This window comes from Halobacillus litoralis, assembly GCF_009856445.1.
Classification (GTDB): Bacteria; Bacillota; Bacilli; order Bacillales; family Halobacillaceae; genus Halobacillus; species Halobacillus litoralis.
This window is the reverse complement of record NZ_WMFA01000002.1, coordinates 312,881-337,360: the sequence shown is the minus strand read 5'-3', so window position 1 is coordinate 337,360 and position 24,480 is coordinate 312,881. Positions and strand designations below refer to the sequence as shown.

31 protein-coding genes are annotated in these 24,480 nt (G+C 34.6%); 4 read left to right on the top strand and 27 right to left on the bottom strand.

The annotated features are described in order from the left end of the window. Positions 1 to 89 precede the first annotated feature (89 nt). A complete protein-coding gene (locus GLW00_RS06970; RefSeq protein ID WP_160912540.1) occupies positions 90 to 539 on the top strand; it encodes a DUF1569 domain-containing protein in 450 nt (149 codons plus the stop codon). 198 nt (positions 540 to 737) lie between these two features. Here GLW00_RS06970 and GLW00_RS06965 read toward each other — a convergent pair whose 3' ends face one another. The 13 genes from GLW00_RS06965 to GLW00_RS06905 form a co-directional block, all read right to left on the bottom strand. Beyond that, on the bottom strand, positions 738 to 1,028 hold the full coding sequence (locus tag GLW00_RS06965) for an RNA polymerase alpha subunit C-terminal domain-containing protein (protein ID WP_160912538.1): 291 nt from the start codon (positions 1,026 to 1,028) through the stop codon (positions 738 to 740). A 436-nt stretch (positions 1,029 to 1,464) separates the two neighbouring features. Further along, complete coding sequence (locus GLW00_RS06960) at positions 1,465 to 2,121, bottom strand: Type 1 glutamine amidotransferase-like domain-containing protein (protein WP_160912536.1); 657 nt, start codon at positions 2,119 to 2,121, stop codon at positions 1,465 to 1,467. Positions 2,122 to 2,326: 205 nt separating this feature from the next. Continuing rightward, positions 2,327 to 2,881, bottom strand: a complete 555-nt coding sequence (locus GLW00_RS06955) for a GNAT family N-acetyltransferase (RefSeq protein WP_160912534.1) — start codon at positions 2,879 to 2,881, stop codon at positions 2,327 to 2,329. Between the two features lie 176 nt (positions 2,882 to 3,057). Next, the gene (locus GLW00_RS06950; RefSeq protein ID WP_160912532.1) at positions 3,058 to 3,567 is read right to left on the bottom strand and encodes a GNAT family N-acetyltransferase; all 510 of its coding nucleotides are present in this window, start codon (positions 3,565 to 3,567) and stop codon (positions 3,058 to 3,060) included. 165 nt (positions 3,568 to 3,732) lie between these two features. Next, on the bottom strand, positions 3,733 to 3,939 hold the full coding sequence (locus GLW00_RS06945; RefSeq protein WP_160912530.1) for a hypothetical protein: 207 nt from the start codon (positions 3,937 to 3,939) through the stop codon (positions 3,733 to 3,735). A 164-nt stretch (positions 3,940 to 4,103) separates the two neighbouring features. Beyond that, positions 4,104 to 4,286 (bottom strand): glycine zipper domain-containing protein, encoded by a 183-nt coding sequence (locus GLW00_RS06940; protein WP_237417459.1) that lies wholly within the window; start codon positions 4,284 to 4,286, stop codon positions 4,104 to 4,106. A gap of 195 nt (positions 4,287 to 4,481) precedes the next feature. Beyond that, on the bottom strand, positions 4,482 to 5,108 hold the full coding sequence (locus GLW00_RS06935; RefSeq protein WP_160912528.1) for a DJ-1/PfpI family protein: 627 nt from the start codon (positions 5,106 to 5,108) through the stop codon (positions 4,482 to 4,484). Between the two features lie 168 nt (positions 5,109 to 5,276). Next, positions 5,277 to 6,038, bottom strand: a complete 762-nt coding sequence (locus GLW00_RS06930; protein WP_160912526.1) for a phosphotransferase family protein — start codon at positions 6,036 to 6,038, stop codon at positions 5,277 to 5,279. A gap of 171 nt (positions 6,039 to 6,209) precedes the next feature. Further along, positions 6,210 to 7,070 carry an HNH endonuclease gene (locus GLW00_RS06925; protein WP_160912524.1) on the bottom strand — a complete coding sequence of 287 codons (861 nt, stop codon included), beginning with the start codon at positions 7,068 to 7,070 and terminating at the stop codon, positions 6,210 to 6,212. Between the two features lie 278 nt (positions 7,071 to 7,348). Further along, positions 7,349 to 7,726: a hypothetical protein gene (locus GLW00_RS06920; RefSeq protein ID WP_160912523.1), complete on the bottom strand. Its 378-nt coding sequence runs from the start codon at positions 7,724 to 7,726 to the stop codon at positions 7,349 to 7,351. 370 nt (positions 7,727 to 8,096) lie between these two features. Continuing rightward, positions 8,097 to 8,522 carry an RDD family protein gene (locus GLW00_RS06915; RefSeq protein ID WP_160912521.1) on the bottom strand — a complete coding sequence of 142 codons (426 nt, stop codon included), beginning with the start codon at positions 8,520 to 8,522 and terminating at the stop codon, positions 8,097 to 8,099. Between the two features lie 82 nt (positions 8,523 to 8,604). Beyond that, positions 8,605 to 8,892: a DUF3986 family protein gene (locus GLW00_RS06910; protein ID WP_160912519.1), complete on the bottom strand. Its 288-nt coding sequence runs from the start codon at positions 8,890 to 8,892 to the stop codon at positions 8,605 to 8,607. A 121-nt stretch (positions 8,893 to 9,013) separates the two neighbouring features. Beyond that, the gene (locus GLW00_RS06905; RefSeq protein ID WP_160912517.1) at positions 9,014 to 9,268 is read right to left on the bottom strand and encodes a hypothetical protein; all 255 of its coding nucleotides are present in this window, start codon (positions 9,266 to 9,268) and stop codon (positions 9,014 to 9,016) included. Between the two features lie 1,640 nt (positions 9,269 to 10,908). Here GLW00_RS06905 and GLW00_RS06900 point away from each other — a divergent pair. Genes GLW00_RS06900 through GLW00_RS06890 form a run of 3 tightly spaced genes read left to right on the top strand, consistent with a single transcriptional unit; the run spans position 10,909 to position 13,098 of the window. Next, a complete protein-coding gene (locus tag GLW00_RS06900; RefSeq protein ID WP_160912515.1) occupies positions 10,909 to 11,841 on the top strand; it encodes a S8 family serine peptidase in 933 nt (310 codons plus the stop codon). Positions 11,842 to 11,852: 11 nt separating this feature from the next. Beyond that, positions 11,853 to 12,656, top strand: coding sequence for an SAR2788 family putative toxin (locus GLW00_RS06895; protein ID WP_160912513.1), 804 nt, complete (start codon positions 11,853 to 11,855; stop codon positions 12,654 to 12,656). Between the two features lies 1 nt (position 12,657). Next, positions 12,658 to 13,098, top strand: coding sequence for a hypothetical protein (locus GLW00_RS06890; protein WP_160912511.1), 441 nt, complete (start codon positions 12,658 to 12,660; stop codon positions 13,096 to 13,098). 189 nt (positions 13,099 to 13,287) lie between these two features. On the opposite strand, the gene GLW00_RS06885 is transcribed toward GLW00_RS06890, so the two are convergent. The 14 genes from GLW00_RS06885 to GLW00_RS06820 all read right to left on the bottom strand — a co-directional run bounded on the left by GLW00_RS06885 (position 13,288) and on the right by GLW00_RS06820 (position 24,474). Further along, positions 13,288 to 13,620, bottom strand: coding sequence for an immunity protein CdiI family protein (locus GLW00_RS06885; RefSeq protein ID WP_160912509.1), 333 nt, complete (start codon positions 13,618 to 13,620; stop codon positions 13,288 to 13,290). A gap of 141 nt (positions 13,621 to 13,761) precedes the next feature. Then, positions 13,762 to 14,019: a hypothetical protein gene (locus tag GLW00_RS06880; RefSeq protein ID WP_160912507.1), complete on the bottom strand. Its 258-nt coding sequence runs from the start codon at positions 14,017 to 14,019 to the stop codon at positions 13,762 to 13,764. A gap of 147 nt (positions 14,020 to 14,166) precedes the next feature. After that, on the bottom strand, positions 14,167 to 14,679 hold the full coding sequence (locus GLW00_RS06875; RefSeq protein ID WP_335808450.1) for a GNAT family N-acetyltransferase: 513 nt from the start codon (positions 14,677 to 14,679) through the stop codon (positions 14,167 to 14,169). A gap of 1,443 nt (positions 14,680 to 16,122) precedes the next feature. After that, positions 16,123 to 16,749, bottom strand: coding sequence for a DJ-1/PfpI family protein (locus tag GLW00_RS06870; RefSeq protein ID WP_160912505.1), 627 nt, complete (start codon positions 16,747 to 16,749; stop codon positions 16,123 to 16,125). Positions 16,750 to 16,943: 194 nt separating this feature from the next. After that, positions 16,944 to 17,498, bottom strand: a complete 555-nt coding sequence (locus tag GLW00_RS06865) for a GNAT family N-acetyltransferase (RefSeq protein WP_160912504.1) — start codon at positions 17,496 to 17,498, stop codon at positions 16,944 to 16,946. Positions 17,499 to 17,643: 145 nt separating this feature from the next. Continuing rightward, positions 17,644 to 17,814, bottom strand: a complete 171-nt coding sequence (locus GLW00_RS06860; protein ID WP_160912502.1) for a hypothetical protein — start codon at positions 17,812 to 17,814, stop codon at positions 17,644 to 17,646. Between the two features lie 554 nt (positions 17,815 to 18,368). Further along, the gene (locus GLW00_RS06855; protein ID WP_160912500.1) at positions 18,369 to 19,442 is read right to left on the bottom strand and encodes a DUF418 domain-containing protein; all 1,074 of its coding nucleotides are present in this window, start codon (positions 19,440 to 19,442) and stop codon (positions 18,369 to 18,371) included. 431 nt (positions 19,443 to 19,873) lie between these two features. Then, complete coding sequence (locus GLW00_RS06850; protein ID WP_160912498.1) at positions 19,874 to 20,497, bottom strand: hypothetical protein; 624 nt, start codon at positions 20,495 to 20,497, stop codon at positions 19,874 to 19,876. Positions 20,498 to 20,681: 184 nt separating this feature from the next. Next, a complete protein-coding gene (locus GLW00_RS06845) occupies positions 20,682 to 20,837 on the bottom strand; it encodes a hypothetical protein (RefSeq protein WP_160912496.1) in 156 nt (51 codons plus the stop codon). A 45-nt stretch (positions 20,838 to 20,882) separates the two neighbouring features. Continuing rightward, on the bottom strand, positions 20,883 to 21,395 hold the full coding sequence (locus GLW00_RS06840; RefSeq protein WP_160912494.1) for an RDD family protein: 513 nt from the start codon (positions 21,393 to 21,395) through the stop codon (positions 20,883 to 20,885). Between the two features lie 190 nt (positions 21,396 to 21,585). Further along, positions 21,586 to 21,966 (bottom strand): hypothetical protein, encoded by a 381-nt coding sequence (locus tag GLW00_RS06835; protein ID WP_160912492.1) that lies wholly within the window; start codon positions 21,964 to 21,966, stop codon positions 21,586 to 21,588. Between the two features lie 164 nt (positions 21,967 to 22,130). After that, on the bottom strand, positions 22,131 to 22,856 hold the full coding sequence (locus GLW00_RS06830; protein ID WP_160912490.1) for a hypothetical protein: 726 nt from the start codon (positions 22,854 to 22,856) through the stop codon (positions 22,131 to 22,133). A 645-nt stretch (positions 22,857 to 23,501) separates the two neighbouring features. After that, positions 23,502 to 23,777 carry a hypothetical protein gene (locus GLW00_RS06825; RefSeq protein WP_160912488.1) on the bottom strand — a complete coding sequence of 92 codons (276 nt, stop codon included), beginning with the start codon at positions 23,775 to 23,777 and terminating at the stop codon, positions 23,502 to 23,504. A 325-nt stretch (positions 23,778 to 24,102) separates the two neighbouring features. After that, entirely contained in the window at positions 24,103 to 24,474 is a 372-nt protein-coding gene (locus tag GLW00_RS06820; RefSeq protein WP_160912487.1) for an FAS1-like dehydratase domain-containing protein, read from the bottom strand. Between the last annotated feature and the right edge of the window lie 6 nt (positions 24,475 to 24,480).

The following is a 24,480-nucleotide window of genomic DNA, read 5'->3' as shown; positions in this document are numbered from 1 at the left end:
TGTTGAAAGGACTAAATAACGTAGGCGTTGAATTATATATTAAATATTCAAAGGCGTTTTTTGGTTAAAAAAACTAAAGGGGTGTTCTAATGAATAATATTTTTGAGATATCGTATACAGATGAAATATTAAATCGTATCGAAAACTTAAATGTAAATTCACAACCAAAATGGGGGAGAATGGATGTCTCTCAAATGTTAGCTCATTGCTCAGCTTTCCAAGATATCGCAATGGGAAACTCTTTAGCCCGAAGAAGTTGGTTAGGGTTATTAGTAGGTAGATTTGCCAAACCCATCTTTTATAATGACAAACCTTTAGACCACAACATGTCGACTATTCCAACTATTGTAATTACATGTAAAAAAGACTTCGATATAGAAAGAGAAAAACTAAAACAAAAAATAATAACATTTCAAAAGAATGGACCAGAAGCTTGTAAAAATCATCCACATCCTTTTTTCGGAAAACTTACGTCCGAACAATGGGGAAAAGGAACCTACAAGCATCTTGACCACCATTTAAGACAATTTGGTGTTTAGCGCAGAAATTAAAATATACCGTGCCACCTTAAACGAACCTGCATTTGCTCTATTTAACGATTCTAAACGTGGATTAGTTTTAGGAAATAATAAAAAGGACGACTACTCTTATTGAATAATCGCTCCCTATTGTTTGAGACTTGATATCAAGATAATATAAATAATTTCAAAGGACTCCTAAATACAGAATAAAGGAAATTATTTCTTAAAAGATAATCCCTTCTCTTTCAAAGCTGATTTGAGTTTTGGTAATGACGCTGGTCCCATGCCATGAAGTTTCAAAATCTCTTTTTCACTGTAGGTTGATAAAATCTTTAAAGAAGTTACACCGTTGTTTTCCAAGGCCCTCCTGGCTGGTGCTGGAAGTAAAGAGAGGAATCCACTTTCAGGTTTACGAGCGTTTTCACAGATTGGACAAGTCGGACAATCGCTACTTTTATAATATTTGTGCCCTTTGTCGCAGATCCTTCTATTTTCATTTGGAGTCATGTAAACATCTCCTTACTTAAAAAAATGAGATTACATAATAAATAACTTTTATCTTTATTCAAGATAAGCAATGAACTTCTTTTCTTGAAGGAGAGCCCCTATTTCTATATAACTTGATTTCGAGATAAAAACTGCTATTGTTTTATAAATCAACTTTTAGGTTGCTCCATCTTTCCCAAATTGCTTAATAGTAGCTGACTGCTGATTATTGATAAAAGAAATATAATACCTGGTTCACCTGTACTCCATATAGAAGTTACAATAAAAAATAAAGGTACTGAAACACTAATTAATAAAACAATATAGATTAATGAACTTATTATATCAGTCATACTTATCCCTTTCTAAATGATTTCTTGTATGAGCATGCACCGGTTTGTTTACCACTAAGTCTAAGCATATGTAATACATTTGCGTTTTTAGCCACTCATAGTAACTAAATCGTCTCATCCAATTTCTGAATTTTTGATTTAGAAATTAAGTACACATCACCAATAATGTCAATTTTGTCCCCCTTTATACGAACAGCGCAATCTTTGTTCGAGGCATAAATATTTATTTCTTCTGACAAGGGAGACAGTTCTCTTTGAACAAGCTCCATGTTATTTTCTAGATCAAAATGAGATAAGACAGAAAACTCGTCAAGGCCGATTCCTTCGTAAACAGAGCTTACTTCAAGTTCATCTCCAAAGTTTTTTGAGCATAACCATTTAGCGGACATGTTGATTGCACCAGCACTTGCCCCCATTACAACTGCGCTGCTTTTTTTAATCCAATCCGACAATTCATATTCCCTCAAAAAGCCATTTTGTTTAAGAATATCTCCACCCAGTAAGAAAATAACTGAAGCATTGTGAATTAATCTTTGGGCACCTTCCTTCTGAACGCGATGATTAATTAAATGATATTCATCAAACATAATGCCGGCATGATCAAGCCACGACCGTTCAGTAGCACCGTCATCTTCATAAAGTGATGGATTGGAGCTAATCATAACAATTGATTTTCTATCAATGATATCCTCCTTTAAAACCTTTCTCAGATTCTCAGGAAAAAAGTTACTAAACCAACCTAAATAATAATGAATTTTCATAAGTATCCCCCGTAGCAAACTGTAAATAATATTAATTTTCTTCGTTACTCATGTTGTTTTCTAACACCAACACAATAATGTCAATGTTGACTCAGAAAGTAATAACAGGGCAATCTGTATTCCAAGAAAGCCCCCGTTTGAGGAAGACTGAGTTTCGAGATAATTTTCACATAATCTTTCTCTAACTGCATATATTGTATGTATTTTATCTTGTAAAATAAGCCATTAATATTAGATCAAAGTATCTTCCTAAATCATCCTTGATAGCTTCTTGTTTTTGCCCTTCTACTATAAACCCTACCTTTTCATAAAGAAATATAGCATTAGTATTAGATGCAAATACCTCAAGTGAAACTTTCTCAATGAAAGGGTGCATTTTTGCCCAGTTAAGCAATTCTATCAACAAAGCTTTACCTATGCCTTTGCCTCTGAAACTAGAGGAGACACTCATCCCAAAATTTCCTTGATGCTTAATTCTTTTTTTATTTCCGTTATGGAAATCCAAAAATCCTATAATATCTCCACGGTACTCTGCTACTATTGCAAGCTTTCCCTCATCATTTACTATCTTTTTTATAAAGTCTTTCTGCTGTTCTACAGTTAGCTGAAATTCTTCCTCAGTAGTCAATAAATAAGGTGAGTTGCTAATAATCTCTTTATTAAATTCAAGTATTTTGAGAGCATCCTCAATACGAGCTGTTCTTACTTGTACTTCTTGACCGTTCTTTAATTTATAAGGATTTAATTCAATTTGCCCCACTCACAGCCCCCCTAAATTAATCTTAGTAATAGTTTAACTAACGCCCCCGTTAGTTGAAGACTTGAATTCTAGATAAACTCAATAAAACCCTTTAATAAATTTATTAGTTAATATCACGGTAAGGTAATCTATGACTTGTAGGATTAAATATACTATTACAACTAAAATAAAAATGCTTATACAATACGAGAATAATAAGCTACATCGGCCACTCTGCCGTGTAAATGAGATTCAGGCAACACAGCTACTAACGTAAATCCTAGTTTTTCAATTAACTTTTTTGATGACATATTTTTATTATCTATAGTAGCAAATAGGCGTTTAAGGTTTAATGTGCCTTTACTATGTTCAATGACCGCAGAAACCGCTTCATACGCAAAACCGCCTCCCCAATGCTCCCTCATGAACCGAAAACCAATTTCGCCAAGATAACCTTCTGCTATTTCTGGAATCATTACATCACCGATGAACTCATCTGTATCTTTTAATGCGACCGTCCATTTTGTTTCAGTGCGATTCCTAACCATTTCTAACAATGAGTGTTCATCACGAGGGGGATTAATTCCAAGAAATTTTCTTACTTCATCATTGTTAAACATTTTAAGCATATTAGGAATGTCTTTTTCCGCTCTCGGACGTAAAACCAATCGTTCTGTTTGAATTTTCGGTGCTTCTTTTTTTGCCATGATTTATTCCAGCCTTTCGTACATTATATAAATAGTCTATCAATGTGAACGGTATTGAACTTCATCTTTTGTATGTTATAAAGGGCGATTGCTCTATTTAGCAATCGCCCCCGTTAGTTTAATACTCGAATTCGAGATTTGTTTGAATCAATGTTATATAGCATTTCATGAAAGCTCCCTACCTTCCGTCTCTTTTTTCTCTTTCCAGTGAATGACAATAAGGCTTGCCGAGAAAATTAACAATACCAACATAAAAATTGGTGAGATTAGTGATATTACTCCTGCTTGTTCGCTAATCTTACTAATAAGTTCAAACAAAAAATAGGGCATTAACAGTATGCTTAATGCAAATATAAGAACTTCAACTTTCAACTTACATACCTCCAATTCAAATTTTGACTTTTAATTGTATTCTTGTACGGATAGGAAAGTATCAACAATCCTACTGAGCAAACGCCCCCTTTTATGCAAGACTCGAATTCGAGATATCTCTTACTGTCTTTTTCTTTAGAGAAAGAATGGATAAGTAGTTTTTTTTATTTTGCTTTATTTGAGTCAATTGTTGTTCCAACTGTTATTCCAAGAACCAAACCTATACCAGCCCCGATTGCTAAGTCATCAAATAAAGTTAACCCAAGTACTGCTCCTAAAGGTAACCCAATACCAATTCCAACCGCTAGATAAGTATCCCCAGTTGTTTTTTTATTTTTGCCCATCATTTACTTTTCCCTTCTGATAACCTTATTTGCTTTTACTATTCCTCAAGCTTGCTTCGTAAGTTAAAAAACTTCATTTATGATGGTCCTGCTTAAGTAATTAGGGCGATTATCTGTTAAACAATCGCCCCCGTTAACGGAAGAATCGTATTCAAGATATTTTAATTTACTTTATAAACATTTGTTCATTCAGTTCAATTAAGAAGGCAGTGTCTGAATTAAATCGTAGAAATATTTAGGGTCACCCGTATTGAAGTAGCTATACCACGCCTCAAGTGTCTCCTCAGAGAACACATCTAACTTAGCTAGTATAATTTGAGCGAATGGCAGCGCACCTGCAGAACTAGCTGTTATCAAGTTCTGGTCCGAAATAGCTTTAACATCTCTATAATAGGATTCTCCTTTATAACTCGGGCTTACCATCTTGAGATAATCAAGACTGTTGCTAGTATGTACACGTTTATTAAATACACCAGCTTCGGCGAGTACAGTTGTAGCACCGCAAATTGCAGCAACAATTGCTCCACATTCTAACAGTTCAGTTGCCTTTTCTATAATCGGTTTATGTTTTGAGTCATTCCACGTATCTGCCCCGGGCAGCAACAAAACTGACGTTGGAGAAGAAACGATTTCGTCAGTGGTTATCTCTGGTATAACTCTCATCCCCCCCTTGGTTAAAATTGAATCCCTGTCAGCCCCAACGATCTTAACAGAAGCATTTTCACTATTTTTCTTAAAGTATTGACCCGAATTTAATTCTGACGTCACATATCCAAGCTCCCAGTCTGCTAATGTGTCCAAGGCATAAATGTAAACATTAATCATATTACCCCTCCAAAAAAATTACTCTTATTCCACTAACATGCTCCGTGTGTTGAAATACTAGTCTTACCTTTTTAGTCCCTTTGTATAAGAAAATAGGAGAACGCATTATTGAGCAATCGCCCCCGTTTGTTTAAGACTCGATTTCGAGATATACCTTCTTATAAACATTTAATCAGCTTCAATATAATGGTTGATAATTTTCAGAAGTCGATCAGAGCTTTCCGATGAAACACCTTCAGAAAGCCTGGCTGCAGCAATAATAGGAACCCATTCTAAGATTTCAACTTTTGAAAGACCACTCTTCTTACAATATAGATTCAAATATGTATCCGCCATATCCCCTGAGAACTGAGAATATAAAAGGTAAGTCCTACATACATCAGCCCTTATATTTCCAACACTTGCATCCACCCAATCTATTGTTGCAGCTCCCCTGTTCGATCTGATCACATTATATATGTGATAGTCTCCATGACAAAGCCTACTCTCAATGGGCATGGAATCTAACTTTTCAATTAACAATGCTTTGATGTTGTCTTCTAACTTTGGTGCAATTTTAATTTGTCGATTTAATTTTGCAGACATAAGCTCAATACACTCGCCCTCAAGTTGATGAATTCTTTGGTGTATATCTACGGAAATACTCAAGTAATGTTCCTCTTGTTCTGGATTATGTGACATGAGTTCTCCTATTGTTTTTCCGGGGATATACTCCATCAAAAGGGCTTGTTTGCCATCTATTTTAGTAACATCCAATACTTTTGGAACGTGAATTCCACAAGAATAAGCATACTCTTGCTTATAAGCTTCATTTATCGATTCCGTCTCAGGGAGATTATCATTGAATACTTTTATGATTTTGTTCTCAAAAAGATAAACCTTTGCTGTATTACCGACGGCAAATGGCTCTCCTATATCATTTAGGTTCATATGTCACCTCTACATTTCGTTTCTTACATTTTCAAACTAAAGCCCCATTTGTGTAAGACTCGATTTCGAGATAAATTTCATTATAAGTTTATTTTTCACTGGGTGGATACAGTGTATTACCACCTTTTAGTAAAGTGCAGTTACTGAATCAATTCCAACTTTTCCTTTAGCCTACTTACCTAGATATATTAGTTCTTGTCCGTTTTCAGTAATGAAATTAAGAGCTCCATTGACCCCGTGCTCATTGCCGTAATAATCTTCTTTACCTAAGCCGACTTTTCTAAAGTCAAATGTTATTTTAGAGTCCCCGGCACGAAAACTGAAATCATCCTCATTTATAGTGGTGTGGAATTTTATCACATTAATCATTCCGTTTAATTCACGTTCTATTATTTTAGATGAAACGCTCTTATTAACATTTTGATTAAGGCAATTTTTTGCTTGAGATAAACATTCCTCAATAGGCAAGCGTTCAAATTTAATTTTGATAAAATTAGAATTATCAGGGGCTCTGAAGTAAATTTCTTTACCTGAAGCCATGCAGTCAATATCATCTGCAATCATGTGATTTAGTAGCATATCATTATTTTTAACTTCAGCTACAATTTCTTTTTGATTATTCCAAAGCAAAGTATTAACAGATATCTTTCCTTTTTGGTCCTGTTCTAGTTTAAATAATTCTTTTCCTTTCATTCTCAATGTCAGAGAAGGTGAAAAAAGATAGTTATTTCCACATATCACAACTCCCTCATCAATACTCCATCCTAACCTACCTTTAGGTTTTTCTCTCTTTTTAGCTTTTTTCATTTGATGTAAATCTTCAATTGACCAGGCTCCTTGGTCAGCTTGTCTATGGTGAATTGGACAAAGAGCTATCATTCCATCTTCGTTATGCATTTTTCCTTCATTAAAAGGGGGATCAAAGTGATGATATTCGAGAAAAGGGACTCTACAGCCTTCCACTGGGCAGCCAAAACCAACTTCTCTCCTCAACATTCTTCTCTTCTTTTTTCCAATAGCATCCCTCGCCATAACTAACCTCCTCTATAATGATAAAAAATTCATAGTCCCTCAGTTCACAGATGCATTCACATCAACCATACTTTTCCATAATCCGACAAAGTGTAAGTGTAACCCTTTTTTGTATTAAGTGTATTTAGATCAATATCTTGAAACTGAGTCTTCCACAAACCTGCACAAAACATTATGAAGGAGGCAATTTTTCTGTTAAAGAATCGCCCCCGTTTCTTGAAGACTCGATATTGAGACATATTTAGATATTTTATTAACCACATATTTAAGTTAGATGCCTAATTATACATATGGACCAGGGTTACATCGATAAAAATTAATATAAAGAAGGTTAGTGCGCTCCCATATAGATAAACCTTTTTTTCCTTGAATATCCAAGCAGCTAAGGTTAAAAGTGCAAAAACAACTATAGAACCCTGTAATTTTTGTAATCTATCCTGCTTCTGAACAATATCAAGCATTTCTGAAGGGTCACCTTTAAAAGGTTGTTCATTGATTTCCTTACCATACCAGTTATAACTAATAATTCGATAAGTGGAGGATTCCTTGATATACTCTAACTTTTTAAAACCTATCACTGGTAACTCAATTGAAAAAACAAAAAGTAATCCAGCTATAATGAATATTAATATTTGTGCTAATGTCTTTTTTTTCAAAAGAAACCTCCTTATGAGTAAGTTTAATTGTTTAAAGCTAGGCTTTGTTCCATGTAACTCGATTGGTTAAAATAAATAAGCGGTCGTTAATTGAACAATCGCCCCCGTTACAGGAAGATTTGATTTCGAGATATCTTCCTTCACTTATAAATCTCTATATTATATGTTTTATTTTAAAAAGAGCCATATTAATACTAGCGTGACAGCTATTATAGTCCAGAAAATAACTTGTTTATTCCTCAAACTCTCACCTCTTTGTACTAGGTTAATTTTAAGAAAACGCCCCCGTTTATGTAAGACTCGAATGCAAGATATCTTATAACGCTCTTTAACTTTAGAGCTTTATAGATTAAGTTCCATTACTCATAATTTAGTTCCGGATTGGCGGGGATGTTGTCACATACGTTTGCGCAATGAAGTCATGGATCGCACGTTTATCTTCTCTTACCCCTATCATCAAGGCACTTACAATCAATCCAATTCCTAATGTAAGAGTATAGGCAACTCCTGCTACTATAACCCTTAATATCATTGTACCAACCCCAACTTTTCTCCCATCAATTCTTACGATACGATTGCCTGCCATTCTTCTTCCTAACGTGTACCCAGACCATAAAACAGGTAATAACAAGGTATAAAATAATCCTAAAATATCAGTGGGGTAGGAGTTATCACCATCATAAAATACTCCATATAGAAAGTAAGAGAAAATTCCCGTTACCAAAAATATAATAATAAAATCTAAAACACTTGCTAACAACCTGTTCTTAAAACCAGCTGGATAAGTAATTTCCATATACACCACCCTTTCATAATTTTATATTCCCAGCTTTCACACTAAAATAATAGTCCCTTTACAACTAAAGCCCCCATACTTACTATTGAGAATCTCTTATTACTTTATTTGTTATAAGCCAGTCTTCAAATGTCTGAAATGCTTCTTCATCAGATAGACTTTGACCGCAGATAGAAAATATCAGCAACCCATAATTTTTCACATGAACCCCTAATTCCTTCTCTAATACGAACTTAAAAAACACTCCTGGTTCATAGTCATCTATAAATACATCCCAGATGTCTTCCCTTTTCCTTTTATAAGCCACTACTTCAAGATCGTGTCCATCTTCATAATAGCCTATATGATAATGTTGGTGGAGTACGTACATCTTACTTGATCCCTTCCTCGTAATTACTAAAAAATAAAGTCGACATTTTCACATTAACGCCCCCGTTTGTTTAAGACTCGGTTTCGAGATAATTTCTTTTGCAAATTAAAAATACCTAGCGTTAGACTATATTGTTATATGCTGTTGCTATTAAGATAACTATTAAACCAAATATAATAGCAGCCATCGGATGAGCCCATTGCTTCTTATGTTCGCGTCTAATTTTTTCGGTAAACATTAAAGCAAAAAAACCAACAGTAAAAATAAGAACGTAATACATATTCATACCTAAATCAAAAACTAGTTCCACAAAAGTGATGATCAAAAAAGCAATTACATAAGGTGAAATTTCTTTTAAATATGATCTCATAAACATTTATAACACCCCTACACGCTTTTATTTTGTTGACTTGAATTTAGGAATGATCAAAATCAATATTTGTCAATAAAAGTACTAAGTTGAATTGAAAAACCCACTAATAAAATTAGCCCCACAAGTAAACAGCCAATGTGAATGACCCTTTGAAAAGTTGATTCTTCCTTAAGCTTGTGAATAGTAATTAAAGGGAATAAGGTTAACAGGACACCGAACAAAAGAGCAAAATCCATAATATCATCCTTCAAAAATAATTTTTTAAGACTGTAATATGGTTATCTATATGTACGATTATTCCTTACAAATGTTTCAATTTTTTCCTATTACATCGAAACTCAGCCTTTCACAATCCTGTCCAAAACATTAAAAAGAGGGCAGTTGTATTACTGCAGAATTGCCCCCTTTAGTTGAAGACTCAGTTTCGAGACTTTTGTTAGGTGGATGGGGTCTGCGGGGAATAGCTCGCTTTACCATAGAAGGTTCTCGAAACCACTTCCCGAATCATCAGCTATTCAGTTTGATGGAGTATCATTATAAACTCCGATGCAGAGACACTTGAACCCTGAAAGCTTGATACAGAGCGTTTTATGGTTACAACAATCGAGGTAGCGGGATACCATCCTACTTGGGAAAGGGGTTCGTTAGCCCCTTCATCTGATGGGGTGGTTGGGAAGCTGCGAGACTCCCGTGGGAGAAAGGAGATCGGCGAGATCCCGCAGGGCGTAGCCCGAGGAAGCTCGCCACTCCCCCACTGGAAAACGAGTAGCTTCCCAGACACCCCTGACGCTCAACCCGGGCAACGAACCCTGGAAAGTCTCGAAGCTGAGTCTTCAACAATCCTGCCATATACTTTAATAACCATTAATCACCATCAGTTTACCAGATGACGATGAAAAAGCCGTGCTGATGATATCTGCACGGCTTTATATCTTTTATTAACCGATGGAACCTTCCATTTCAAATTTGATTAACGGGGGTTTATAAATGGTTTTGAACATTAATAAATATGCTTATATAACAGCTCTTTAGATATAGGGTTAATAAATAAAAATAAACATTAACAATAGCAGTCGGCACAAAATCGGCACGTGCCGATTGCTGAGTTTCTTCTATATTAATTGTACTTTTGAAAACTTGTTAAATATATGTGGTGAAGTTGTTTGATTTACTTGTTGCTTGCGGAGGTTCTCAGTTTCAAAAGGATCCTCAGAGAGCAAAAGCGAAAGTCAGCAAACCGAACAAAACCAAGAAAGTAAAACGGCAACTCCAGAAAGTTCGTACAGTAGTGAAGAGGCAGGCATTCTAAAACAAAGAAAATGAATTTGTTGCCCTATCTGACTGAACTGATGCAGAGTCACGGTAAATTAATGGCCTTAAGTTCTATGAACCAATAATCAACTACAACTAGATTTTCCTCTTTAAATATTAATTTATCAACTGCTTAACCTTTCCTCGTAATCTCTCATTATGAATGTATTTAATTTAACAATTCCTCCTTATTCAATCCTTACCGAATAACAATACCCTACTGCTCCAATAGTGCATAAAAATGTTATTGTATTTTTTTGGATATATATGTAATATAAAATTTGTACCAAATAAATGGTTCAATTTTACAAAAATTAAGGAGAAGGAGTATTTTGAAAAAAAAACATAAGTATCTTATCCCAGTAATAGCTGTTGTCCTAGCAACAGTAGTTCTTATTCTATATAACTACTATCAACAAATGAATGACTTAGAGAAACTTCAGTGGACAAACACGCAGATTTCAACATGGGGTCGAGATCTAATGGAGGGGGATGTTATTCAGAATAATCAAAACAAAATAAAAGTTGCTATATTAGATAGCGGTATAAACGATGAGCATCCAGATTTAGTTGGAAAAGTAAAAGGAAAATACAATGCTTTTAATGGAAGTGATCAGACCAAAGATGATCTAAACCATGGTACAGCCGTAGCAGGTATAATAACAGCTAATGACAATAACAATGGTGTAATTGGAGTAAACCAAAATATACAGTTATATGATGTGAAGATTTTAGGGAAAAACGGCCATGGTAATTTAGAACACCTTTCAAAAGGTATACAATGGGCAATAAAACAAGAGGTTGACTTGATTAACTTAAGCTTCGGGTTTCAATCTGATAGTTCTGAACTAAAGCAGATTATTAATGAGGCTGTATCCTCAGGAATAATTGTTGTTGCTGCTGCAGGGAACACTTTTAATCTTGGAATGGATTACCCTGCACAATATAATAATGTGGTTTCAGTAAATGCAATAGATTCCAATAAGGACTTGATTAATGCAGCTGCCCTAGGAAAAACTGATTTTGTTGCTCCAGGAGAAGATATACTATCAACCGATTCAGCTGGAGGTTATTCTTTATTTTCTGGTACTTCTTTTGCATCAGCTTATATCACTGGAGGCTTGTCTTATTGGATGGGAGAATTTAAGGATTCGCCAGGATATGAACCAGGAGATTATAGAGGATTATTAAACTATGTTCAAAACAATGATGGATTAGTTACATTTAGCGATAGAAATAAACAACAGTATATTAAAATCAAATAACGAGGTGCCTGATGAATACAAAAAAGATATTTGCTTCTATAATAGTAATTTCCCTTATTATTCCATTGTTTACTAATTATGATCTTATTAGTGCTGAAGAAATACCTGAATATATTGATGATAAGACTATAGAAGGTGATCAGGAATTCTCTGACACTTTAGATAACGGTCTTGAAGTAAAAGTTAAAGAGGATACAACAGAAGAGGTTGTTCTTGAAACAGAACATGTTGCTGGAGAAATAGAAGTAGATGTTCACATAGAGATGGAGAAAGAAACAGAGGATATTAATGTTTCTGGGGAAGTAAAAGACGAAAATGGTGAAACGACTTACCAGAATTATGATGTAATTGTCCATGATGTTGAAGGTGAAAAATTTATTGCAACCTTCATTGATACAGAATCTGGAGACACAGTAGAAATTGATACAACTCAAATGACAGCTTCAGCACTCCCTATTATTATTGTCGCTGCTGTAGCTAGATATGGAATTAGTTATGCAATAAAAAAATATGGAAAAAAAGCTGCACAGAGTGCTATAAAGTCAAAAAGCTATGGCAAAGTTCTTACATCAGTTAGCAGATTAAACGCTAATAGCAGATCTCATATTCTTGCTAGTAAACATAATTGGAACAAGGTTACTGGAAACAATTGGAGCGATGTTTCAAAAGTAATGTCTCATGTAATGCGAAATGGTAAAGAGAGTGCATACAAAAAAGTACGAAAAAAGACTCTTAGTATGAGTGGTAAAACTGTAACAGTTACTTTTACAAGAAAGAATGGCAAAGTATATATAAGTAACGGATGGGTGAGCTAAAATGATTGATAACTTTCGAGATTTTATATTAGAAGGCAAATATTACGAAGCCAAACAATATGCAAAAAATTTATCTATAGACGAACTCGATGGAGAATTAACGGAAATAGCATTTAATCAACCAAGTATATCTATTTATACTTTTGTTATAAGTTTAATTGTAGAAGAAGAAAAGATAGAGTTACATGAAATTGCATTCGATATGCTTGTTAACCCCCTTTGCCACATAGAAGGCGCTTATCATTCTTCGTTATATCACGCAAGACGATGTATTGATTTAGCTGATCAAAGTATGATAGCAGAGTACCTCTCTCATTTACTGTTCTTGCACGATGTACCTGATAAGGTGGTGAGTAAAACTGAAGCAATAGCTACTGCAAATAAAATTTTAGAAATGGATCCCAATTCTGAAATTGCTAAAGAGTTTATAGAAAGACACTAACCTTAGAAACCCTCTTAAAGTATAGGATCTGTTTGATATTACTACAAAAAGGCACTTCCATTTTTAGGGAATGCCTTTTTTGTATTAGGCTTATAAAACTAAAGACCCGTTAGCGTAAGACTTGTATTCAAGATATTGAAGCGTATCTTTAACTAAAGTACGCCTTGAGACCAGAAGGATGAATGTATTCTATTTATATGCCTTTGCAAATGTCGATGGTGAAAAGGAAACTTTGTATTTACCTTCAAGTTCTTTCTGTACTTTTTCTGTTATTTTCAATCCCTCTTTATTGTGTTCTGCTTCAAGTTCTACACCATTAGGAACTATTTCATCTTTATCCCAATCAATCCATTCACCATACTTCCCAATCCATTTCATTAACTCCAACTTCAAATCGCGTTCAATTGGAATCTCTTCTATGTCAAGGTTGCAATTACAGTGATTACACCAAATAGGGTCTGCACCTACATCTCCCTCAACTTTTAATTCATTTGTTTTTTGTTGTTTACATTCACATCTCATATTGTTCCCCCCTCCATTTATTAAAGTACACTGCTCTGTTAGTTAAAAGGACGATCGTCTATATTGAACAATCGCCCCCGTTACTTTAAGACTCGATTTCAAGATATGTCCCTTTTCTTCTTTCTCTTCTCCAGTCTATAATTAAGAGTTGGACTGGTTTTTAAATAATTTAAATAAACCTAGTGTAAACAGGACTAGCCCTAGAACTAATAAAAATACGACGTAGAAATTATCAAATATACTTGGCATACTTAAAGGATTATAGGAACCACTTCCGTTTACTTTGACTGCGGAACTTTCACCAACATATAAGTAAATAGCCAAAAATCTTTCCATAGTGAATAAAACACCACTCAAGGCTACCAGTCCAAGCCCCGTAAAAAAACTTATTTTCGCCATTATTCATTTCCACCTTCTTGCCTCTTACTTTTGTTTGTATCATAACTTTCTTCCTCTTTTGTTCTTTTGCACATTAAGCGACAGCATAGCAAGAATGCTACTATCGCCCCCATTAACGAAAGACTTGAAATCGAGATAATTCTCAAATTAGGTTGAGTAAACATGAACTTTTTGATCTCCAAGTACAATTTCCTTATCAAAATCCATCCCTATTTTATTAGCCACCTTTCTCGAAGGCATATTATTAGGTTGAATTAAAGAAACAAGTCTATTTTCACCTAGATCAATAAGTCCGTATTCCTTCAAAGCTTTTGCTGCTTCTGTAGCGTAACCTTTTCCCCAATGTTTTCGAGAAACCCAATACCCTATTTCAATTTCTTCAGCTCCGTCAACTGTTTGAGGTACCAGACCTGCATGCCCTATTTGAGTATTATCTTCCTTATTTTCTAGTACCATTAAACCCGTATCAGTACCAACATCATATGTACTATAAATCCAATTTAAAAAATTATTGGTACTTTTCTCGTCTTTTGTATTTCCATCACCTATATACCTCACCATTTCTGGATCTGATAGTAAAGAGAATAAGTATTCGAAATCCTCATCATTGTACTTACGAAACTTTAACCTTCTGGTCTCATATATCACTTTTCTATGCACACTCCTTCCAAGTCTCAATCATCTAAATGCGTCCCTTATCATTCCTCAGCTTATGAGGGGCTAGGGTACTCTTACATAAGAAATGCCCCCGTTTGTTTAAGACTCCATGTCAAGATAATTGAGGTATATATTATTGTCTATAGTTAAAAGCCTTAACATCAACTTCATCTATATCGCACAATCCATTGGTGATTCATTCTCTTCCCTCTGACCAAGCGGGAATTCCCACCGATTCCTTAAGGTGTTATAAAATAAAAAATACTTCTCATCACACTTGATTGCTGCATAAGAACCACCTAATCTTTGATAATCGTGAATATTATGTTCGTTGACTACAAGAAAACCAAGAAATCTAAAGCCAATATTATATATAAAAACACTACAGGTAATATGTAATTCCTAACACGCTAGATCCACCACTAATTTTTTCGGAACTTTTTCCCTAACAAAAGTGCTGCAATTATAAATGTCACGACAAACAAGGACTGTGCAATATTTGGTCCCCAGTTTAAAGCGTCATGTCTAATATAATCCGATATAACTAACCAGGCAGTAAGAAGAAAAACCCCTGCAATATAAATTATACTTGTTCTAATAATAATTCCCTCTCTATCAATTTCATTTTTGAAATTTCATTTACTTAATCGAAAAAGCTCATCACTCGTAGATAAGTCCATGGTTATTAGTATTCAGTTGAGCTAACCTGCCATGAAAGGCAAGAAAATCACACCTAATACAATGCTCAATAAACAAGTAATAATCCAGTCTCTCTTGCTTCTCATATTAAACAAAAAGTTAATTGTAGAACTTATGATAAAGCATACTGAAAATGCAAATAAGAAATATGCTATGTATTCCATTTCAACACCTCTTTTAAATACTTTTCACCCTATCGTTTGAATGAATGCCCTCGTCTTCATGAAGTGAAATAAAAACCGCATATACTCCTGACCCAACTCTTGAAAACTCAGTTTCAAGATAACTTCATTAGCCCCTCTATCTCTAATTATCTCTAAAAGATTTTATAATAAAAGAACACACACAGTGCATAGAAGGGGGCAGCCAAACAAATAAATATTATTCCAGATTTTATTTCATCAATAGTATATAGGTGAGAATAAAATAAAAAATATAACAGCCAGGAAATCAAGGCTATAGACGCTATCAAATAATGAAATACTTCGTCTTTTTTTCTATAATCCATTACATCACTCAACGTAAAGCCCCTTTCAAAGATATTTAAAAATCCGATATAACTTATGTACGAGACAAAAAGATTTTAGTTTCAAAATGACTGTTATATCTAAGTTGAGTCTTTAACAACCCCCTGCGCAATCAATATTAAGAGGGCAATTCCATAATTATAGAATTGCCCCCGTTAACGGAATACTCGAATTCAAGATATTTTAATTTACTCTATAAACATTTGCTCATTCAGTTCAATTAAGAAGGCAGTGTCTGCATTAAATCGTAGAAATATTTAGGGTCACCCGTATTGAAGTAGCTATACCACGCCTCAAGTGTCTCCTCAGAGAACACATCTAACTTAGCTAGTATAATTTGAGCGAATGGCAGCGCACCTGCAGAACTAGCTGTTATCAAGTTCTGGTCCGAAATAGCTTTAACATCTCTATAATAGGATTCTCCTTTATAACTCGGGCTTACCATCTTAAGATAATCAAGACTGTTGCTAGTATGTACACGTTTATTAAATATACCAGCTTCGGCGAGTACAGTTGTAGCACCGCAAATTGCAGCAACAATTGCTCCACATTCTAACAGTTCAGTTGCCTTTTCTATAATCGGTTTATGTTTTGAGTCATTCCACGTATCTGCCCCTGGCAGCAACAAAACTGACGTTGGTGAAGAAACGATTTCGTCAGTGGTTATCTCTGGTATAACTCTCATCCCTCCCTTGGTTACAATTGAATCCCTATCAGCCCCAACGATCTTAACAGAAACATTATCACTATTTTTCTTAAAGTATTGACCCGAATTTAATTCTGGCATCACATATCCAAGCTCCCAGTCTGCTAATGTGTCCAAGGCATAAATGTAAACATTAATCATATTACCCCTCCAAAAAAATTACTCTTATTCCACTATCCTGCTCCGCGTGTTGAAATGCTAGTCTTACTTTTTTAGTCCCTTTGTATAAGAAAATAGGAGAACGCATTATTGAGCAATAGCCCCCGTTTCTAGAAGACTCAGTTTCGAGATAATTTTCACATAATCTTTCTCTAACTGCATATATTGTGTGTATTTTATCTTGTAAAATAAGCCATTAATATTAGATCAAAGTATCTTCCTAAATCATCCTTGATAGCTTCTTGTTTTTGCCCTTCTACTATAAACCCTACCTTTTCATAAAGAAATATAGCATTAGTATTAGATGCAAATACCTCAAGTGAAACTTTCTCAATGAAAGGGTTCATTTTTGCCCAGTTAAGCAATCCTATCAACAAAGCTTTACCGATGCCTTTGCCTCTGAAACTAGCGGAGACACTCATCCCAAAATTTCCTTGATGCTTAATTCTTTTTTTGTTTCCGTTATGGAAATCCAAAAATCCTACAATATCTCCACGGTACTCAGCTACTATTGCAAGCTTTCCTTCATCATTTACTATCTTTTTTATAAAGTCTTTCTGCTGTTCTACAGTTAGCTGAAATTCTTCCTCAGTAGTCAATAAATAAGGTGAGTTGCTAATAATCTCTTTATTAAATTCAAGTATTTTGAAAGCATCCTCAATACGAGCTGTTCTTACTTGTACTTCTTGACCGTTCTTTAATTTATAAGGATTTAATTCAATTTGACCCACTCACACCCCCCCCCCTAAATTAATCTTAGCTATAGTTTAACTAACGCCCCCGTTTACGTAAGAATCGATTTCACAGTAATATTAACCCATCTTTCTTTAACAATAGGGACATTGGAATAAAATAGATCACGTTAGCGACAAATCATTATTTTGTATCTTTTTCCTTTAAAGCTCTCTTTATATCAAAGAAACCAAACGCTCCACAAACAAATGTGCCTAAAACTAAAATAAATGTAAGAATCCAATTTTGTCCCCAACTACTAATGTTTTCTTTTGACTCAGAGAAAAATAAATCTCTAAGATGTATTTCTGCCATACCTAAAACAAATCTTTTACACGAACAGATATTCAAAAAATTGTAAAACAACGTTTGCGATTATTGACTTCATCATTATTTAGGTGTTGATCAATTAGCTGTAAGGTCGTTTATGACAATGGTTCCTGAACTTGATTTGGGATTCGTTGTGTTATTGAACTTTGATGGGACTATGCATTACCAAATTTGTGATAATTAAATCATAGAAACTTTTATTGACTTATTGGTAGGAGTTGCTCTTCTAGGTGCTTACATATGGGCTGTACCTATGAACATGGGGTTTTTCGAATACTTCCAGAACTGGGGAGCTTAAGTTACCCCAGTTCTGAATTCATTATTCATGTTATCTGCATAAACGCCCCTAATACAGGAAGACTTGATTTTAATAAATTTTGTGTGATTCAATAGCGTACACACCAGTTACTAGAAGAAGAGTGTTATCCATTTAGTCTACTTTGTAATTTTTCCAAGGAATACATTAATAGAGGGAGCAACATTTTCTGTAAAGTCTAGAGTGAAGTCCTCTTTGTTGGATAATCCAATGAAACTTATAATTAACCAGTTACTTTTCGCATCATAAGTTCAATTGGCCCTCTCTTGAATTTTTTCCTCCAATAAGTCGATAGAATTGTAGAGATTAGAAAGAAGGTAATAGCAATTGTTGTTGTAAATTGCAGGGTGTTATTGACTAATCCTCCAAACATTGATAAGACAACCAATACGAGAAAATGGCCCACATAGAGGGTTAGGGCAAGTTGTCCCGTGTTTACAAGTGCTTGAATTATGGCATTTTTTTTAAAGCTTTTAGATAGTTTGATACATAGAAGGATGATGAGGATCGCCGTACTTGTGCTTGAAATCATATAAAACATTGTTGGGGGCATAGGCTTAGTGTCGAATAAATAGTACGCCACTTCATGCCCTAGTATGGGTGAAAAAAGTTTGATTAGAGCAAAAGACGATACTTCTACAACCGAGAAAGTAATGAATGATACGATCATTATTTTTCTTATTAGTTTATTGTTTCGGAAATTTAGTCTTCCTAACCACATTCCAATGAATACGAATGCCATCCATGGAAAGATAGGATGATACCCGTTAAAGAATAAGTTGCTTATAAATCCTTTAATCGTCCAAAACTCTTCGTAGTATTGAAACGATTTATCCCATCCATACTCATAGTTTAATAGGAGCTGAAAGACTTGTGAAGTAAGCACTGTAGCAAGGGCTGCTAATAAGAGGTTCCTAGCGGAAGTCACTATGAAAAACGATGCAATGAACATATAGAAGGCATAATAATGCAGGATATCTGCGCTCCATTGCATTAGAAAGAGACACATGCCTAGAACGAATAAGAATACTGACCGTCTCCAAATCATTGTTCGATTTTTTTTAGAGGAAGTACTATGTAGCAAGGCTTTTCTCGTCATCAATGAGATACCGATACCCGCAAGGATAACGAAAATGGCAGAGGCTCTGCCTTCAAGTAAACCAGTGGAGATGATAAGCCATTCTGGACCATTACCTTCTGCATGCATTGATATTTTGTAGTTTACAATAACCATCCCGAGTATAGCTAAAGCACGAGATATATCGAACCCAATAATGCGATTTTTAGATTTCAACATAACATTACCCCTCATTGGAAAATACTTTTAACCGAAAAGACCCAGATAGAAACTGGATTAAAGGCATAATCTTCGTTCGAATATTTATCAAGCCCGTCGACTATTAAAGTCAAAAATTCTGCCTTGGTTTTTATCTCATCATTTGAAAGTAATTCGTACTTATGGGCTAATTGTAAAAGGTTTTCAAACCCGAATAGGAATTCATGAAGAACCTTCTTTAATGCCTGTGCATAATGTGAGTTCATAAAGATAAACCTTTGCTGTATTACCGACAGCAAATGGCTCCCCTATATCATTTAGGTTCATATGTCACCTCTACCTTTTGTTTCTTACCTTTTTAAACTAAAGCCCCCGTTAGCGTAAGACTCGAAATCGAGATAAATACAATTTATTATACCTCTTCTGGTTATATATAGTAATTCCTGACACCCTTAAAAGTCTATTTGTATTTTTGCATCTTCCCCCAAGGGTTGACCATTATTATCTGTCGGAGCCTTTATAAGAAAATCAACGCTTTCAATCTCCTCAACTGTCGAAGTTTCGAATAAATAAGATATCATGCGAGACCTTGTATAATTTTCTTTAATATATTGCATTTCCACTTGGTCACTCATATAGTCGTGAGGGGCTTCAAAGCTTTCACCCGTATTGGTTGTTAATTTCAAGTGTTTGCTAGAGAAGTTAATGTCTTCTTCAGTTGTATCAATCTCCAGCCCTATGTTTATGTAATCAATATTTTCTTTTCCTATATTATCAAGTATAAAAGAATCTGTTATTGTACCTTTAACTAAATTAGAGACTACAACATTTATCGTTAAAGGACCTACTTTCACTTTTTCTATATCTTCTCTATGAGCAACTGCCTCAAAATCCCCACCAAATGTATCTACTTCAGTTCGGTCTGAATCCTTTTCTTTGGTCTGTTTCTTTTCATCCTCTTGAACAGAATTATTTTCTTGTTGAGTTTGATCAACCTCCTCATCTTCGTTTCCTTCACTGCAAGCTCCCAAAAATAGTATTGGAAGCACTAAAGAAGTCAGTATAAATCTTTTCATGATCCATCTCCTCTGAATATATTCAACACACATATTATCACTTACTTTTTCAGGGTACAAAGATTGTTATTGAGATTGATGGATATGATTTTTTGACCTGCCCATCTAACAAAAAAAGCGATTGCACTTATTGAACAATCGCCCCCGTTTGTGAAAAACTCAGTTTCGAGATAATCGCTATTATTTACTGATCCCTACCTTTTAAACCTTCAAATAAAGAAACCATTTCCTTTCTTCCTGACTCTACATTTGGATACTTGTTCAGTAATTCTTTTATAAGTTGTTCTCTTAAAATATCCGACTGCACATAATCATTTCTGAAGATCTTCAGGTACCCCAAAAGTGGCTCCCCTTCTTCAACTTTAATATCACATAGGTATGTTATTTAGACCTTAACCACATGTGTATTTGCCACTATATCGTATAGGGATTGTTTCTTTCTCGTAAAAATGGCTGTTAATATATATGCAAATATAAGTACATAGATAATCCCGGCTAGCAAATAGTGGGTGAACGGTACTTCGCCATCACCTATATAAATGAGTCGATATACAAGGAAATGTGACAACTCCCAAGGCAAAAACTTTAGGATGGTCCGAAAAGTTGCATGTGGCATTGTTAATGCCTTCCCTTTGTTTCCAACCACACGTATACCAACTTTCCTTTTTCCGAATGACTGTGCAACAACATTTGAATCACTAATAATAAAATAAAGGGATACAGGTAAAGTTACTAATAAAAAACCTGTTACCTGAGCTACAATTAGTGAGCCGGTGAAGAATTTCTGTAAGAATGGAAATAGAAATACACTGAAAATAAAAAGTCCGACTAAATAAATGAGGATAAGGATGTAATCAATGATGAAAGCTTTGAAGCGAAGTAAAAATGAGGCATTCATTAACACGCCCTCTTTCGTTTTGGTTTATAAGTTTACTAAACTGCTACGTTAGCAAAATAAGCGACAGCCGCTGTACAGTTATCGCCCCGATAAAGTAAGACCTTTTAAATAAAAGCCCCCTTTACAGGAAGACTCAGTTTCGAGATATTTATTTGCTTTTAAGTTTTTCCTTCACTAGCTCAACAGCGGATTACCCTTCAATCATTTTAAGATATGGTATATGCTTGTCATTCACAATTGCTATGTTTACTTGTGTGTTTGTTTCGTATATCTTAACTCCAACTGGTAATTTATTTGCTGTACCGTTAGTAAAATTACTAGCCTGATCTGTTTGTTTAGTTACTTCTCCTATTTGCTCACCTAATTTATAATCTAGTTCTTCAACCCAATCCACATCCTGAGCATTTGAATAAACATTTCCTCCAAGAAGAACTATATCTGCATCTTCGTTCTTCAAAAAATCCTCAGGCGTTGGATTGCCTATGGTCTCGCTTTCATTAATGCTGCTATTACAGCCAGTTAAAAGTAAGGATAAAAAACCTAGTAAAAGTAAAATCCTTGAAAGATTCATTAGTATCTCCCCTTATAAATAAGCAGATGTACTAAACCAAAAATAGTTACTCACATTCGTTAAACATCCCGGCTTGTAAGTTATTTCTAATAGACTTACACTTTGTTTAAAGAAGGCGAATACTTTACTGAGTAAACGCCCTCGGTTTAAAATCGAGATATAGATTAAATTTTACTATGAGTTTTCTTATCTAAACTATAATCGATGACTTTATTTGACTTATTAAGTGTTAACTTTACATCTACATACCTACTAGTAATAAAGTAAAATGTTGTATCTTCATGCTCGTTATAACTTGACTTAATTACTTCCAGATCATTTATGCTAACTTGGCTTATTTTTGCAGCTATACCTAATAGAGAAGCCTTATCAAAACTTTCAATTACATGTACTTCGGCTTCATCTGATTTATTTTTCTGAAAAAAATCGTAGATGTATGCTCCTATTATAGAAGCAGGTATATTACTTAACCAAAGCAGAAGATCTATTCCCCAATCAGATGCACCTTTCTCGAAAATCTTTTCAGAATGTGTAATTTTTAATTCCTGTCCAAACTCATTATGTAATTCATTTATCAAACTCTGAGTTAATTTCTCATCAAAGTTAGAAACATGAACTAGAGTATCACCCAAGTTAGAATCAAAGCTTGGATAATCAATTTCTTCGCCATTACTTTTTAGATACTCTGTAATAAAAGAATATTCACTAGTATCAAACAGTTCTATTCTTACAAAGATGATGTTATTAAAACCGTTAATATACACAGAAAACCCATCACCTATTCCAAACCCTATTTTTCTGTGAACTTCTCTGGAAAACTCATCTAATTCCTTATCCAATTGATAACATAGTGTCTTTAAATGTACATCTTCTTTTGGGCCAAAACCCATCTCGTCCCAAACTTGTTTATAAATATCTACTATAAACCTATTAATGATAAACTCCCCCTCATCTATAGAATTATTCTTCTCAATAAAGAGATCACTACATATATTTTAATTATCTCGAAGCTGTGTCTACGACTATTCATATTGAATAATCGCCCCCAATTCATGAAGACTTGATATCAAGATAATGACCCGTTTACAACAATATTTATAAACTACCTTTTATTTAAAATAACAAAAAAATTATCGATATAACTAAAAATGGTGAACCGAATATGCCAATCACCATTCCTAATCTCCTTTCTTCTCTATCACCTTTATCTTTTGAAGCTACATTTAATTCAGATCTTCTAATAAAAGTTTTCATAAGGAAAGCAGAAATAAATGCTGATCCAAAACCGATAATATTGACTATACTGATGAACATTTTCAAGCTAACAAATGTTGTAAATGACACTATAATTAATAATACAACACCATATAATATTGCCTTTCTCAATATCACACCTCACTCTTTATGTTTTATGTCGTTTATATCCATATTTTAACCGAATTGCTTGCCAAGGAAGCTAACAAGACATATCTACTTATGATTTTCCCTATTAAATTAAAGCCCCCCCTATAGATGAAGACTCAATCCTGAGATCATTAAAACAACAATCTAAATGCTAATATCACAATAATTACCAAAGTAACAGCAGAGAGATTGTTAATAGCTCTTTTATGCAACTTATGTTCCCTCCTGCTTCTATTAGAGAAATCAATAAGAAACTTTATAAACAATATCCCTATTATTGCTAAACCTGCATATAAGGTTTCTCCACCTCCAAAAGCTACAGCGAGGACAATAAACAAAGAGAATATTCCTATAATTTCTTCTTCTTTTTTTATCTGCTTTTTTATTTTCTCATTTTTTCCACTCACACACCTCTTTTTCAAGACATTCACCTCAACTTAGAGGAATCCACCGTTTCTCCACTATTAAAGATTCCTTATTAAACATACGATATCAATCCAATTTAGTTTCAAAACTGGCCATTATCTCGAAATCGAGTCTTCAACTAACCTGCCCGTTTCTGTAAGACTCAGTTTCGAGATAAATGAAACACCGACTCCACCTTTATGATTACATGGGATCTGGAACCGAAAAGTAAAAGAGACTAAAAGAGTCTACTCTACAAAGCTTGTTCAAACAATCACTGACCAAACCTCCCAGCATTTCTTTCAGAGTTCAACAACTATATATTTATTAATCCCTTATGATTCCGTGACTCGAACCAATCAACACTTCTTTTCCATGTTGATTGCGATAGACAGACTTCATCTCCACTTTCTTATGCCCATCGGCCTGAACAACCTTTTCCAAGTTCACTTCACAGGTAATCGTATCCCCAGTAAAAACAGGGCGGAGAAACTCGCTGACCATATCTCTTGCTATGTAGTGCAAATCCCCGCCGATCTTTGTACCGATCGTAGCCGTTAGTAATCCTTGAACCATCAGTTTCCCCTCATCATCGGGTTCCATATGGTGTCTGCCCTGATCACCGGATATCCGGCCGAACTCCAAGACTTCCTCATTCGTAAACGTGCGTTTCCAAGTGTACCTATCTCCCTCTTTCATCAAACT